This is a genomic window from Streptomyces aculeolatus (assembly GCF_020400605.1).
GTDB lineage: Bacteria > Actinomycetota > Actinomycetes > Streptomycetales > Streptomycetaceae > Streptomyces > Streptomyces aculeolatus.
The window spans coordinates 274,266-286,669 of sequence record NZ_JAINRD010000006.1; the positions used below are offsets into that span (position 1 = coordinate 274,266).

Sequence of the window (12,404 nt, forward strand, 5' to 3'; positions counted from 1 at the left end):
TCCCCGGGGCGGCGGCCCCGGGGCGAACGAGTGCAGCGCCGATCGAGGGGGACGCGCATGCTTGCCGCACTGGACTTGGAACCGCTGCCGGAGGCCGTCTACCAGCTGTTCCTGGACGGGTCCTGCTGGTCCGCGGAGGAGATAGGCGAACGGCTGGACCTGGCGCCCGACGACGTCGGGGAGGCGCTGGAGCAACTGGCCGCCGCCCGGCTGCTGACCGCCCCGGGGAACGGCTCCGCCGGCTACCGGGCCACCGACCGGTCCGCGGGACTGCCGCGTCTCGTCGCCCGCTGGGAGGCGGAACTGGATCGGCAGCGCCGCAAGGTGGCCGCCGCCCGCGACGCCATCAGCGCGTTCACCACGAACCCCGGCCGGCCCGGCGCCGGGCCCGGGGACCACGAGCTGCTGGAGCGGGTGCCGGGGCCCGACGCCGCCGCGCGCCGGATCGCGGAGCTGGCGGCCGGGGCGCGGAGGCGGGTGCAGAGCCTGGTCCCGAAGGAGGCGCAGGCGCACCTGGGCCCGGAGCACCTGCGCCGGGTGGACGACGCGCTGCTGGCCCGCGGGGTGTCCGTGGCGCGGGTGCTGCAGGACAGCGTCCGCGCGGACCCGGTGGCGCGGCGGCAGCCGGCCGGGCTGACGGCGGCGGGCGGCAGGGTCCGTACGGTGCCGGCGCTGCCCGTGCTGCTGGTGCTGGTCGACGGGCAGACGGCGCTGCTGGCCGCCGACCCGGCCGACCCCGCCGCGGGGGTGGTGCAGCTGCGCGGCCCCGGGGTGGTCACGGCGCTGCGGCAGCTCTTCGACTCGTACTGGCGCGAGGGCACCGACTGGGGCGGCTCCCCGGCGGTCGACCGCAACGAGCTGACGCCCACCGAGCAGGAGCTGCTGCGGCTGCTGGCCGTCGGCCACACCGACGCGCAGATCAGCCGCCGCCTGGGCGTCTCGGCACGCACGGTGCGCAGGATGTACGCGGGAATCACCGAACGCCTCGCGGTACGCAGCCGCTTCGAGGCCGGCGTCGTAGCCGCCCAACGCGGCTGGGTCTAGGGTCTGTCTTCGATCTCGCGTCGTTCGCCCGAAGGGCGGGCGGCGCGGCGTCTGGTGCGTGCGATCGCAAGGCGGAGGGTCGACCGCATAGTGGGCCTATTCGGTCGAGCCCGACAACGCAGCGAGCGTGCGTGCCAGGCTCCCCCACAGCGCGCTGCGCGCACGTGGGCGGTGCCCCCAGCCGCAGACGCGAGATTGAAGACAGACCCTACGGTCTTCCGCCTGCGCCGCGGGCCGGCACGCAGCGGCGGGTCCGGCGCTGGGCCGGGCCCGCCGCTGCGGCGCCGCTCAGCCCACCGGGCGGCGGAGGCGGGCGACGAACTTGTAGCGGTCCCCGCGGTAGACCGAGCGCACCCACTCCACCGGCTCGCCCTGCGTGTCGACCGAGTGGCGCGACAGCATCAGCATCGGCAGGCCGGTGTCGGTCCCCAGCAGCCCCGCCTCGCGGGGCGTGGCGAGCGAGGTCTCGATGGTCTCCTCGGCCTCGGCCAGGTGGACGTCGTAGACCTCGGCGAGCGCGGTGTACAGCGACGAGTGCTTGACCAGGCTGCGGCGCAGCGCGGGGAAGCGCTTGGCCGACAGGTGCGTGGTCTCGATGGCCATCGGCTCGCCGTTGGCCAGCCGCAGCCGCTCGATGCGCAGCACCCGCCCGCCTGCGGTGATGTCGAGCCGCTCGGCGAGCTGGTCGCCCGCGGTGACGTAGCCGATGTCCAGGAGCTGCGACGTGGGTTCGAGGCCCTGGGCGCGCATGTCCTCGGTGTACGAGGTCAGTTGCAGCGCCTGCGAGACCTTGGGCTTGGCCACGAACGTGCCCTTGCCCTGGATCCGCTCCAGCCGCCCCTCCACGACCAGCTCCTGCAGCGCCTGCCGCACGGTCGTACGGGAGGTGTCGAACTCGGAGGCGAGCGTGCGCTCCGGCGGCACCGGGGTGCCGGGAGGGAGGGTCTCGGTCATCTCCAGCAAATGCCGCTTGAGCCGGTAGTACTTGGGCACGCGGGTGGTCCGCCCGGTGCTCCCCCCGGCGCGTCCCGGCTCGTCGGCTGCCGGTACCGTCGCAGCCGACGTTCCCTCGGCCGGTCCGGCGTTCGTCCTCATGACTCCTCCGTCTGGTAGCGGCTCACATCCTGGCACGGCTCGTCACCCGTCGGTGCGCTCGCGGGGTGACGGGATAGCTCACATGTCGGTCCGGTAACGGAAGCCGAACCAGCAGGCCGCACACCCTTGACACCCTCATTGGTCTAGGCCAGGCTTCGTTCCACGATTGGTCCAGACCAAGACCGTCAACCTGGTCTAAACCATTAAAGACCACAAGTCCACTCCACGGGCAGGGTCCGGGAGCAAGGACTTTTCGGTGGCGAATCGCTGGCGAAAGACGGCAGGGGGGCGTGGGCCGGCATGTTGAGGAGGGTGACGTGAAGCGCACGGCGGTAGCGGTGCTGGCGGCGGCTGGCCTGGTGGCAAGCCTCGCCGCCTGCGGTTCTGACGATGGTGGCGAGGACGACGGCAAGGGCAGTGGCCCCGGGTCGTTCAAGGGCGAGACGCTCACCTTCTGGGCCATGGACGGCTCCACACCGGACGACTGGCTGAAGGACGTCCAGGCCGAGTTCGAGAAGAAGACGGGCGCGAAGCTCGAATACAAGGTGCAGCAGTGGAACGGCATTCAGCAGAAGCTGACCACCGCGCTGTCCGAGGAGAGCCCGCCCGACGTGGTCGAGGTCGGCAACACCCAGACGCCCGCCTACGCGGCGACCGGCGGCCTGGCCGACCTGACCGAGCTGAAGGACGAGATCGGCACCGAGTGGACCGAGTCCCTCAACGAGTCGTCGATCTACGAGGGCAAGCAGTACGCCGTCCCGTGGTTCTTCGCCAACCGCGTGGTGATGTACAACAAGTCGATCTTCGAGGAAGCCGGCATCACGGAGCTCCCCAAGACCCGTGACGACCTCTTCGCGGCGTTCGAGAAGATCGAGAAGAACACCGACGCCGAGCCGATCTACATGCCCGGCCAGAACTGGTACTTCTTCGACGGCCTGCTCATCGGCCAGGACGCCGAGCTGGTGAAGCAGGACGGCGACAAGTGGGTCTCCAACCTCGCCGACCCCAAGGTCGGCCAGGCCATGGACATCTACAAGCAGTACGCCGACTTCTCCACGGCGCCCAAGGACAAGGACGAGGCCACCCCGCAGCAGGGCGAGGTCTTCGGCAAGGGCAAGACCGGCGCGATCATCGGCATGGGCTGGGAGTCCGGCATCGCCATCGAGGCGAGCAAGGACAAGAACTTCGAGAAGGAGATCGGCTACTTCACCATCCCCGGTGAGACCGCCGACACCCCCGAGAGCGTCTTCCTCGGCGGCTCCAACCTGGCCATCGCCGCGGGCAGCGAGAAGCAGGAGCTCGCCCAGGAGTTCCTGAAGATCGCGCTCTCCGACAAGCACGAGGGCGCCCTCGCGGCCGCCAACGGCGTGATCCCCAACAAGGACTCGCTGCTGTCGAAGCTGGAGGGCAACGAGGCGGCCGAGGCCGCGGCGCCGGCCGCCGCCGTCGGCGGCACCACGCCGCTCATCCCGGAGTGGGGCGCGGTGGAGAACACCCCCAACCCCATCAAGTCCTACATGACCGCCTTCCTCAACGGTAAGTCCCACGAGGAAGCGGCCGAGTCGGTCGAGGGCGATCTGAACGAGCGCCTCGCGCAGGAGTAAGTGTCATCGGGCGGGCGGGACCGGGTACGACCCGGCCCCGCCCGCACCCGCGGGTCCGAAACCACCTCGTCCCGAAGAGATCGCCGCATCATGACTGTGCAGATACCGAGGCCGGCCACCGAGAAGGCCAAAGGCCGCGCCCGTACGACACCACCCCCACCGCCCGGACGCCACCGCAAGGCCCAGGGATCGGCCGGCGCCCTCCCGTACCTGCTGCTCCTGCCGGCACTGGCGATCACCGCCGTGCTGCTGGGCTATCCGCTGGTGAAGAACGGCATCCTGTCGTTCCAGAAGCTCGGCATGAAGGAGCTGATCCAGCACCTCACCGAGTGGAACGGCTTCGACAACTACAGCGACGTCCTCGGCGGCGAGGACTTCTGGCGCGTCACGCTCCGGACGGTCGTCTTCACCGCGGTGAACGTCACGCTGATCATGGTGCTCGGCACCCTGGTCGGGCTGCTGCTCGCCCGCCTCGGCCGCAAGATGCGGCTCACCCTGATGATGGCGCTCGTGCTCGCCTGGGCGATGCCCATCATCGCGGCCACCACCGTCTACCAGTGGCTGTTCGCCGAGCGCTACGGCGTCGTCAACTGGATCCTCGACAAGCTCGGCTGGCACTCCATGGCCGACTACTCCTGGACCAGCAGCCAGTTCTCCACCTTCTTCGTGATCACGGTGATGCTCGTCTGGACGTCGATCCCGTTCGTGGCGATCAACCTCTACGCCGCCACGACCACGATCGCCAAGGAGCTGTACGAGGCCGCCGGGCTCGACGGCGCCGGCGCCTGGCGCACCTTCACCTCGGTGACCCTCCCGTTCATCAAGCCGTTCCTGCTCGCGACCACGTTCCTGGAGGTCATCTGGATCTTCAAGGCGTTCCCGCACGTCTACGCGATCAACGGCGGCGGTCCCGACCGGCTCACCGAGACGCTCCCCGTCTACGCCTTCGTCGAGGGCGTCGGCAACCAGCACTACGGCATGGGCGCGGCGATCTCCGTGCTCACGATCCTGGTCCTGATGGGGCTGACGTCGTACTACATCCGCATGGTCATGAAGCAGGAGAGGGAAGACTCGTGAGGCGCTCGTTCATCGGCCGCTTCTGGCCCAACGCGACGGCCCTGGTGCTGTTCGTCATCTTCCTCTTCCCCGTGTACTGGATGTTCGCCACGTCCTTCAAGCCGACCGGCGACATCATCAGCGAGAACCCGGTCTGGTTCCCGCTGGACCCGACCTTCGAGCACTACCGCACGGCCTTCGACGCCGACAACTTCTGGAACTTCTGGAAGAACTCGCTGACGGTGACCCTGCTGGCGGTCGGCATCTCGCTGCTCATCGCGCTGCTGGCGTCCTTCGCCATCGCGCGGATGCGCTTCCGCGGCCGTACCGGCATCATCCTGGTCTTCATGTTCGCGCAGATGGCGCCGTGGGAGGTCATGGTCATCTCGGTGTACATGCTGGTGCGCGACGCGGACATGCTGAACAGCCTGGTGCCGCTCACGCTCTTCTACACCGTGATGGTGCTGCCGCTGACGATCCTCACGCTGCGCACCTACGTGGCCGCCGTGCCCAAGGACCTGGAGGAGGCGGCCATGGTCGACGGCGCCACCCGCACCCAGGCGTTCCGCAAGGTGATCTTCCCGCTGCTGGCGCCGGGCCTCATGGCCACCTCGCTCTTCGGCTTCATCACCGCCTGGAACGAGTTCCCGATGGTGCTGGTCCTCAACAAGGAGGCCGAGGCACAGACCCTGCCGCTGTGGCTGTCCCAGTTCCAGACCCAGTTCGGCGACGACTGGGGCGCCACCATGGCCGCCGCGTCGCTGTTCGCCCTGCCCATCCTCGTGCTCTTCCTGTACCTGCAGCGCAAGGTCACCGCCGGCCTGACCGCCGGTGCCGTGAAGGGCTGACGCACCACCTCGTAAGCTGCGGCGGACCACCGCCGCGGGAAGGGACAGCACGACGGCCATGACGACACTCGCAGGGAGCACCGACACCCTGACCCGGGACGCCCTCGCCGTACTGCAGCCGAGCTTCCTGGGCACCGAGCCCCCGGACTGGGTACTGCGCCGCCTCGACGAGGGCCTGACCGGCGTCGGGCTCTTCGGCCGCAACATCGAGAACCCCGAGCAGGTCGCCCGGCTCACCGCGCGGCTGCGCGCCGCCCGGCCCGACGTGCTGGTGGCGATGGACGAGGAGGGCGGCGACGTCACCCGCCTCGAGGTGCGCACCGGCTCCTCGTTCCCCGGCAACCTCGCCCTCGGCGCGGTCGACGACCCGGGCCTCACCCGGGCCGTCGCCCGGGAGCTGGGCCGCCGGCTCGCCGAGGTCGGCGTGAACCTGGACTGGGCGCCGTCCGCCGACGTCAACTCCAACCCGGACAACCCGGTCATCGGCGCGCGCTCCTTCGGCGCGGAGCCGGCGCTCGTCGCCCGGCACACCGCCGCGTACATCGAGGGCCTCCAGGACGCGGGCGTCAGCGCGTGCGCGAAGCACTTCCCGGGCCACGGCGACACCAACGTCGACTCGCACCACGCCATGCCGCGCATCGACGTCCCGGTCGAGGTGCTGCGCGAGCGCGAACTGGTGCCGTTCCGGGCCGCGATCGCGGCCGGCACCAAGGCCGTGATGAGCGCGCACATCCTGCTGCCCGCCCTGCGCACCGACGTGCCCGCCACCGTCAGCCCCGCGGTGCTCACCGGCCTGCTGCGCGCCCCCGTCGCCGACGGCGGGCTCGGCTTCACCGGCCTGATCATCACCGACGCGCTGGAGATGCAGGCCATCGCCGCGACGTACGGCATCGAGGGCGGTGCGGTACGGGCCGTCGCGGCCGGCGCCGACGCGATGTGCATCGGCGCCCGCGGCGACGAGGAGATCGTGCTGCGCACCCGCGACGCCCTGGTGGCCGCGGTGCGCAGCGGGGACCTGCCCGAGGAGCGGCTCGCCGATGCCGCTGCCCGGGTACGGGCGCTGGCGGCCTGGTCGGCGCCGGCGCCGGCTGCGGCGGCGTCCGGCGCGGTGGAGGGGATCGCGCCGGACCCCGGCGTCGGCCAGGCCGCGGCCCGCAGGGCGCTGCGCGTCACCGGCGCCGAGGGCTACGAGCCGCCGGCCGGCCCGGTGTACGTCGCGGGGTTCACGCCGGTGGCGAGCATCGCGGTGGGGCAGGAGACCCCGTGGGGCGTCGGTGCCGAGCTGGAGCGGGAGCTGCCCGGCACCGAGTCCGCGGTCTTCGACGGCTCCGCGCTGGGCGCCGGGGACGGCGGGAGCGGGGACCCGGCGAGCCGGGAGGGTTTGTCGGCGCTGACCGCAAATGTGCTCGCGGCGGCCCGTGATCGTAGGATCGTCGCAGTGGTGCGCGACGTCCACCGCCACCCCTGGATGGCGGACGCGCTCGACGCCCTGCTCGCCGCCCGTCCCGACACCGTCGTGGTGGAGATGGGGGTGCCGCAGGCGCCGCCGCGCGGGGCGCCGCACATCGCGACCCACGGTGCCGCCCGCGTCTGCGGCCGCGCCGCCGCGGAGGTCATCACCGGCAAGGGCGCCGGGGCCTGACCCCCGACCGCCCGTACCACCTGACACCGCACTACGGAGGCACCCCGCATGACTGCCGCCCAGCCGGGCCTGATCATGGCCGGCGAGATGGCCGAACAGCCCGAGGCCCTGCGCCGCGTCCTGGCGCACGGCGCCCCGGAGATCCGCAGGGTCGCCGAGGCCATCGCGGCCCGCGCGCCGCGCTTCGTCCTGCTGACCGCGCGCGGCACGTCGGACAACGCCGCGCTGTACGCCAAGTACCTGCTGGAGATCCGGCTCGGGCTGCCGTGCGGGCTGACGTCGATGTCCACGACGACGGCGTACGAGGCCAAGCAGAACCTCACCGACGTGCTGGTGATCACCGTCAGCCAGTCCGGCGGCTCGCCCGACCTCGTCGCCTCCACCCGGGCCGCCCGCGAGGCCGGCGCCATCACGCTGGCGGTGACGAACAACCCGGACTCGCCGCTGGCCGGCGTCAGCGAGTACCACATCGACGTCCAGGCGGGCCCGGAGAAGGCGCTGCCCGCGACCAAGACGTACACCGCCTCGCTGCTGGCGCTCTACCTCTTCGTCGAGGGCATGCGCGGCGGGCAGGGCGACCAGGGAGCAGCGGCCGCGGCGCTGCCGGAGCTGGCCGAGCAGATCCTCGCCCGGCAGGACGAGGTGAAGGCCCTGGCGCAGCGCTACCGCTTCGCCGAGCGGATGGTCCTCACCTCGCGCGGCTTCGGCTACCCGACGGCCAAGGAGGCGGCCCTGAAGCTGATGGAGACGTCGTACATCCCGGCGCTCTCCTACTCCGGCGCCGACCTGCTGCACGGTCCGCTGGCCATGGTCGACAACGTCTCGCCGGTCATCGCCATCGTCACCGACGGCCGCGGCGGCGAGGCGCTGCAGCCGGTGCTCGACCGGCTGCGCGACCGGGGCGCCGACCTCGTGGTCGTCGGCCCGCAGGCGCAGGTCGACGCCGCCGCGGGGGGCTTCGCGCTGCCGACGGCGGGGGTGGCGGAGGAGGTGCAGCCGATCCTGGAGATCCTGCCGCTGCAACTGCTCGCGTACGAGGTCACCATCGCCCGCGGCCAGGACCCGGACGCCCCGCGCTCGCTGGCGAAGGTCACGGAGACCCGCTGAGCACCTGATCCGGAACGGGCCGCGGCCCGTGGCACGTGCTACAGCAGCACCCCGCCGGAGACGTCGAGGTACGTGCCCGTGAGCACCTTGGCGTCGCCGGAGACCAGATAGGCCACCGTGTCCGCGACCTCGCCGACGTCCGTCATCCGGCCGAGCGGCGACATCCCCGCCATGCCGGTCTTGGCGTCGTCGTTGTCGCGCAGCCACGCCGCGTTCATGTCGGTGTCCAGGGCCCCGGGCGCGACCGCGTTGACGGTGATGCCCCGCTCGCCCACGGACTTCGACAGGAACTTGGTGAAGGCGTCGAGCGCGCTCTTCGTCATCGTGTACGCCAGCAGCGTCGGCATCAGCGCCGCGTGCGTGGCCACCGTGGAGACATTGACGATGCGCCCGCCGTCCCGCATCCGGGACAGGCCCAGCTTGGTGACGAAGAACGGCGCCTTGGTGTTCACCGCGAACAGCCGGTCGAAGTCGGCCTCCTCGGTGTCCTCGATGAGCGCCTGGAGCGCGACGCCCGCGTTGTTGACGAGGATGTCGAGCCCGTCCGCGTGCCGGTCGAACTCCGCCCACAGCGCCGCCGCGTCCCCCGGCACGCCCAGCTCGGCCCTGAACGCGAACGCCTCGCCCCCGGCCGCCTCTATCGCCGCGACGGTCTCCTTCGCCGCCGCCTCGTTGCTGCCGTAGTGCACGGCGACCCGCGCGCCGTCCCGCCCCAGGCGCTCCGCGATCGCCCTGCCGATCCCGCGGCTTGCGCCCGTGACCAGTGCCGTCTTGCCAGTGAGCGCGCCCATGGCTGCGCCCCCTTTCTGTAAAGGTCGCTACAGAAAGGACCGTATCACATTAGCTAGCGGGCGCTATAGAATTGTTTCCATGGCCACCAAGCAGCGCGGACGCCCCCGCTCCTTCGACCGCGACGAGGCGCTGGAGAAGGCCCTGCACGCCTTCTGGCAGCACGGCTACGAGGCCACCTCCGTCGCCGACCTCACCCGGGTCCTCGGCATCGGCGCGCCCAGCCTGTACGCCGCCTTCGGCGACAAGAAGGCGCTCTTCGACGCCGCCGTCGAGGCGTACGCGACGAGCGACAACGGCACGTTCATCGACCGCGCGCTGGCCGAGGAGCCCACCGCCGTCGCCGCCTTCACGCGCATCCTGCGCGAGGCCGCCGTCGGCTACACCGCGCCGGACCGCCCGCGCGGCTGCATGGTGCTCAGCGTCGGCGTCAGCGCCACCACCCCCGAGGTGGTGGCCAAGATGCGCGAACTGCGCGCCCTGAACCTCGCGGTCATGACCGCGCGCGTGCAGGCCGACGTGACCGCCGGCGTGCTGCCGCCCGGGACCGACCCGGAGAAGCTCGCGACCTACGCGGGCGCCGTCCTCCAGGGCATGTCCGCGCAGGCCAGGGACGGTGCCGACCGGGAGCTGCTGCAGCGGGTGGCGGAGGTCGCCGCGGCGGGGTTCGCGGCGGCGGCCGAGGGCCGGGAAGTCGGGGCGTCCGGGGCGTAGACAGCCGGGAGTGGTCTAGTCCACAATGCTTGTCAGGCTTCCGCCCCTTCCGCACGACGGGGCGGAACGAGGCCCGAGACGTTCTCTGCCCTGACTGCGTCCCGGCCTCCTCACCGGTTGCGACGCCGCGGGGCCGCACACTCCGCGGCGCGCGCGCCGGTGCTTGGCTCCGGGCCGCGGTGCCGGACGGGTTGAGGGTCCCGGTCCAGGCACCGCGGCCCGAAGTGCGTCACGGCGCGCCACGGCCTGCGGCCGCTGCCCGCAGAGGCGGGCTTCGGGTCCTCGGGGGCTCCGCCGGTAGGCTCCAGGTGTGCCGTCCATGAACGAACTCGTCCGCCGGCACACGGCGCTGAGCGAGACCGACCTGGAGTGGCTGCACCTCCTCGTTTCGGAGTGGCAGTTGCTCGCCGACCTGTCCTTCGCCGACCTCGTGCTCTGGGTCCCGACCGTCGACGGCGCCCGCTACGTCTCCGTGGCGCAGATGCGGCCGAACACCGGCCCCACCTCGTACCAGGACGACATGGTCGGCCACACCGTCCCGCGCGGCCGGCGCCCCATGCTCGACGCGGCCCTCGACGAGGGCCGGATCGTGCGCGAGGGCGACCCGGAGTGGCGCGAGGAGGTGCCCGTACGGATCGAGTCCATCCCCGTGCGCCGGGAGAGCCGCGTCCTGGGCGTCATCGCCCGCAACACCAACCTGCTGACCGTGCGCACCCCCAGCAGGCTGGAGCTGACGTATCTGCAGAGCGCCTCAGACCTCGCGCAGATGATCGCCGCAGGTGCGTTCCCCTACCCCGGGCAGCAGGGCGACACGGAGACCTCGCCGCGGGTCGGCGACGGGCTCATCCGGCTCGACGCGGAGGGCATCGTGCAGTACGCCTCGCCCAACGCGCTCTCCGCCTACCACCGCCTCGGCCAGGCCGCCGACCTCGTCGGCCGCCATCTCGGCCAGGCCACCTCGGAGCTGGCCGTCAGCAAGGAGCCGGTGGACGAGGCGCTGGTCAAGCTCGCCAGTGGGTGGGCGCCGCGGGAGGCGGAGGTGGAGGGCAACGGCGGTGTCATCCAACTGCGCGCGATCCCGCTGAAGCCGCGCGGGACGCGCATCGGGTCGCTGGTGCTGCTGCGCGACGTCACCGAGATCCGGCGGCGCGAGCGCGAACTGATGACCAAGGACGCCACCATCCGCGAGATCCACCACCGGGTGAAGAACAACCTGCAGACCGTCGCCGCCCTGCTGCGGCTCCAGTCGCGCCGGCTGGCCGCCGAGGACCCCGACGGGCGGGCGCGCGCGGCGCTGGACGAGGCGGTGCGGCGGGTCGGCTCGATCGCCATCGTGCACGAGACGCTGTCGCAGAACCTGGACGAGACCGTGGAGTTCGACGAGATCGCCGACCGGGTGGTGGCGATGGTGGCGGAGATCAACCCCGGCCGGGTGACGGGACACCGCGCCGGCCGCTTCGGCGTGCTGCAGGCGGAGGTCGCCACGCCGCTGTCGATGGTGCTCACCGAGGTGCTGCAGAACGCGCTGGAACACGGCTTCGGGCCGGGGGACTCGGGGCGCGTGGAGGTCACCGCGCTGCGCTCCAGCGGACGGCAGGACAGCCGGCTGCTGGTCACCGTGCAGGACGACGGGCGGGGGCTGCCGGAGGGGTTCGACCCGGCGACGTCCGGCAGCCTGGGGCTGCAGATCGTACGCACGCTCGTCGAGGGGGAGTTGGCGGGCACGTTTTCGATGGCGCGGGCGCCCGAGGGGGGCACGCGGGTGGTGTTCGACATTCCCGTGCAACCCGAAAAGCGCTGACGCGCCGGGTGGTTGGGCGTACGGAAGTGGACGTCCCGGTTGACGGCCGTGTCGTTCCTCCGGGGTTTCCGCGGGGTACCTGCGGCGGCACGCGCCCGCAACGCGGCGCAGGGCGCGGGCGGTCGGGCAGCAAAAAGCCCCGGGCCGTCGGCTCCGGGGCTCTGCAGGTGACTCTCGTGGTGCGGCTTGTGCGGCTGCTGCGCTGCGGCTCGGGGAGAGCGGCGCCGTGGGTCCCACGGCGCCTTCGCGCATCCGGGGGGTATCGGGTCAGGCGCTTGCCCTGCGCGCCCGGTTGCGGGCGGCGCGGCGCTTCATCGCGCGGCGCTCGTCCTCGCTGAGGCCACCCCAGACACCGGAGTCCTGACCGGACTCCAGCGCCCACTGCAGGCACTGCTCCATCACGGGGCAGCGACGGCAGACGGCCTTGGCTTCCTCGATCTGCAGCAGCGCAGGACCGGTGTTGCCGATCGGGAAGAAGAGCTCGGGGTCTTCCTCGCGGCAAACGGCGCTGTGACGCCAGTCCATGACTGCTCCATCTCTTCGCGTTGCTGTCAGTTGCTTGTGAATGTGAACGCTTTCACGAATCCTCCGACAAGTGAAGGGGTCCGACCAGATTTCCGGTGTGACCTTCAACATGTGGAGGGGGCGAGTGCGCCGGAGGTGGGGTCCCCTGAGGGGAGGCGCTCCAGCCGCCATGAAGAGGT

General features: G+C 71.7%; 11 protein-coding genes. 8 read left to right on the forward strand and 3 right to left on the reverse strand.

Annotated elements, in window-relative coordinates:
* Positions 1-57 precede the first annotated feature (57 nt).
* Positions 58-1,044, forward strand: coding sequence for a helix-turn-helix transcriptional regulator (locus LG396_RS13910; RefSeq protein ID WP_225794992.1), 987 nt, complete (start codon positions 58-60; stop codon positions 1,042-1,044).
* Between the two features lie 288 nt (positions 1,045-1,332).
* Here the strand turns inward: LG396_RS13910 and LG396_RS13915 are convergent, their stop codons facing one another.
* Positions 1,333-2,139, reverse strand: a complete 807-nt coding sequence (locus tag LG396_RS13915; RefSeq protein ID WP_037740959.1) for a GntR family transcriptional regulator — start codon at positions 2,137-2,139, stop codon at positions 1,333-1,335.
* 317 nt (positions 2,140-2,456) lie between these two features.
* Between LG396_RS13915 and LG396_RS13920 the strand changes: the two genes are divergently transcribed.
* From LG396_RS13920 to LG396_RS13940, 5 genes are all read left to right on the forward strand, one after another.
* Positions 2,457-3,743 (forward strand): extracellular solute-binding protein, encoded by a 1,287-nt coding sequence (locus tag LG396_RS13920; protein ID WP_037740961.1) that lies wholly within the window; start codon positions 2,457-2,459, stop codon positions 3,741-3,743.
* Positions 3,744-3,833: 90 nt separating this feature from the next.
* A complete protein-coding gene (locus LG396_RS13925) occupies positions 3,834-4,820 on the forward strand; it encodes a carbohydrate ABC transporter permease (RefSeq protein ID WP_020610476.1) in 987 nt (328 codons plus the stop codon).
* On the forward strand, positions 4,817-5,647 hold the full coding sequence (locus LG396_RS13930; RefSeq protein ID WP_037740964.1) for a carbohydrate ABC transporter permease: 831 nt from the start codon (positions 4,817-4,819) through the stop codon (positions 5,645-5,647). Before LG396_RS13925 ends, LG396_RS13930 begins: the two co-directional genes overlap by 4 nt.
* Before the next feature lie 58 nt (positions 5,648-5,705).
* Positions 5,706-7,289 carry a glycoside hydrolase family 3 protein gene (locus tag LG396_RS13935; RefSeq protein WP_225794993.1) on the forward strand — a complete coding sequence of 528 codons (1,584 nt, stop codon included), beginning with the start codon at positions 5,706-5,708 and terminating at the stop codon, positions 7,287-7,289.
* A 48-nt stretch (positions 7,290-7,337) separates the two neighbouring features.
* Positions 7,338-8,396: an SIS domain-containing protein gene (locus LG396_RS13940; protein ID WP_225794994.1), complete on the forward strand. Its 1,059-nt coding sequence runs from the start codon at positions 7,338-7,340 to the stop codon at positions 8,394-8,396.
* A 38-nt stretch (positions 8,397-8,434) separates the two neighbouring features.
* On the opposite strand, the gene LG396_RS13945 is transcribed toward LG396_RS13940, so the two are convergent.
* Entirely contained in the window at positions 8,435-9,187 is a 753-nt protein-coding gene (locus LG396_RS13945) for an SDR family oxidoreductase (RefSeq protein WP_225794995.1), read from the reverse strand.
* A 79-nt stretch (positions 9,188-9,266) separates the two neighbouring features.
* Here LG396_RS13945 and LG396_RS13950 point away from each other — a divergent pair, with 79 nt between their 5' ends.
* Together LG396_RS13950 and LG396_RS13955 are read left to right on the forward strand one after the other, a co-directional pair.
* Positions 9,267-9,899 carry a TetR/AcrR family transcriptional regulator gene (locus tag LG396_RS13950; protein WP_037740974.1) on the forward strand — a complete coding sequence of 211 codons (633 nt, stop codon included), beginning with the start codon at positions 9,267-9,269 and terminating at the stop codon, positions 9,897-9,899.
* 319 nt (positions 9,900-10,218) lie between these two features.
* Positions 10,219-11,700 carry a PAS domain-containing sensor histidine kinase gene (locus tag LG396_RS13955; RefSeq protein ID WP_018835068.1) on the forward strand — a complete coding sequence of 494 codons (1,482 nt, stop codon included), beginning with the start codon at positions 10,219-10,221 and terminating at the stop codon, positions 11,698-11,700.
* Positions 11,701-11,967: 267 nt separating this feature from the next.
* Here the strand turns inward: LG396_RS13955 and LG396_RS13960 are convergent, their stop codons facing one another.
* Positions 11,968-12,225, reverse strand: a complete 258-nt coding sequence (locus LG396_RS13960) for a WhiB family transcriptional regulator (protein ID WP_018835069.1) — start codon at positions 12,223-12,225, stop codon at positions 11,968-11,970.
* Positions 12,226-12,404 lie beyond the last annotated feature (179 nt).

Bases quoted from the DNA above. Each gene is read 5' to 3' on its own strand.
- LG396_RS13910 (WP_225794992.1), top strand. From the start codon at position 58: ATGCTTGCCGCACTGGACTTGGAACCGCTGCCGGAGGCCGTCTACCAG.
- LG396_RS13915 (WP_037740959.1), bottom strand. From the start codon at position 2,139: ATGAGGACGAACGCCGGACCGGCCGAGGGAACGTCGGCTGCGACGGTA.
- LG396_RS13925 (WP_020610476.1), top strand. From the start codon at position 3,834: ATGACTGTGCAGATACCGAGGCCGGCCACCGAGAAGGCCAAAGGCCGC.
- LG396_RS13935 (WP_225794993.1), top strand. From the start codon at position 5,706: ATGACGACACTCGCAGGGAGCACCGACACCCTGACCCGGGACGCCCTC.
- LG396_RS13940 (WP_225794994.1), top strand. From the start codon at position 7,338: ATGACTGCCGCCCAGCCGGGCCTGATCATGGCCGGCGAGATGGCCGAA.
- LG396_RS13945 (WP_225794995.1), bottom strand. From the start codon at position 9,187: ATGGGCGCGCTCACTGGCAAGACGGCACTGGTCACGGGCGCAAGCCGC.
- LG396_RS13950 (WP_037740974.1), top strand. From the start codon at position 9,267: ATGGCCACCAAGCAGCGCGGACGCCCCCGCTCCTTCGACCGCGACGAG.
- LG396_RS13955 (WP_018835068.1), top strand. From the start codon at position 10,219: ATGAACGAACTCGTCCGCCGGCACACGGCGCTGAGCGAGACCGACCTG.
- LG396_RS13960 (WP_018835069.1), bottom strand. From the start codon at position 12,225: ATGGACTGGCGTCACAGCGCCGTTTGCCGCGAGGAAGACCCCGAGCTC.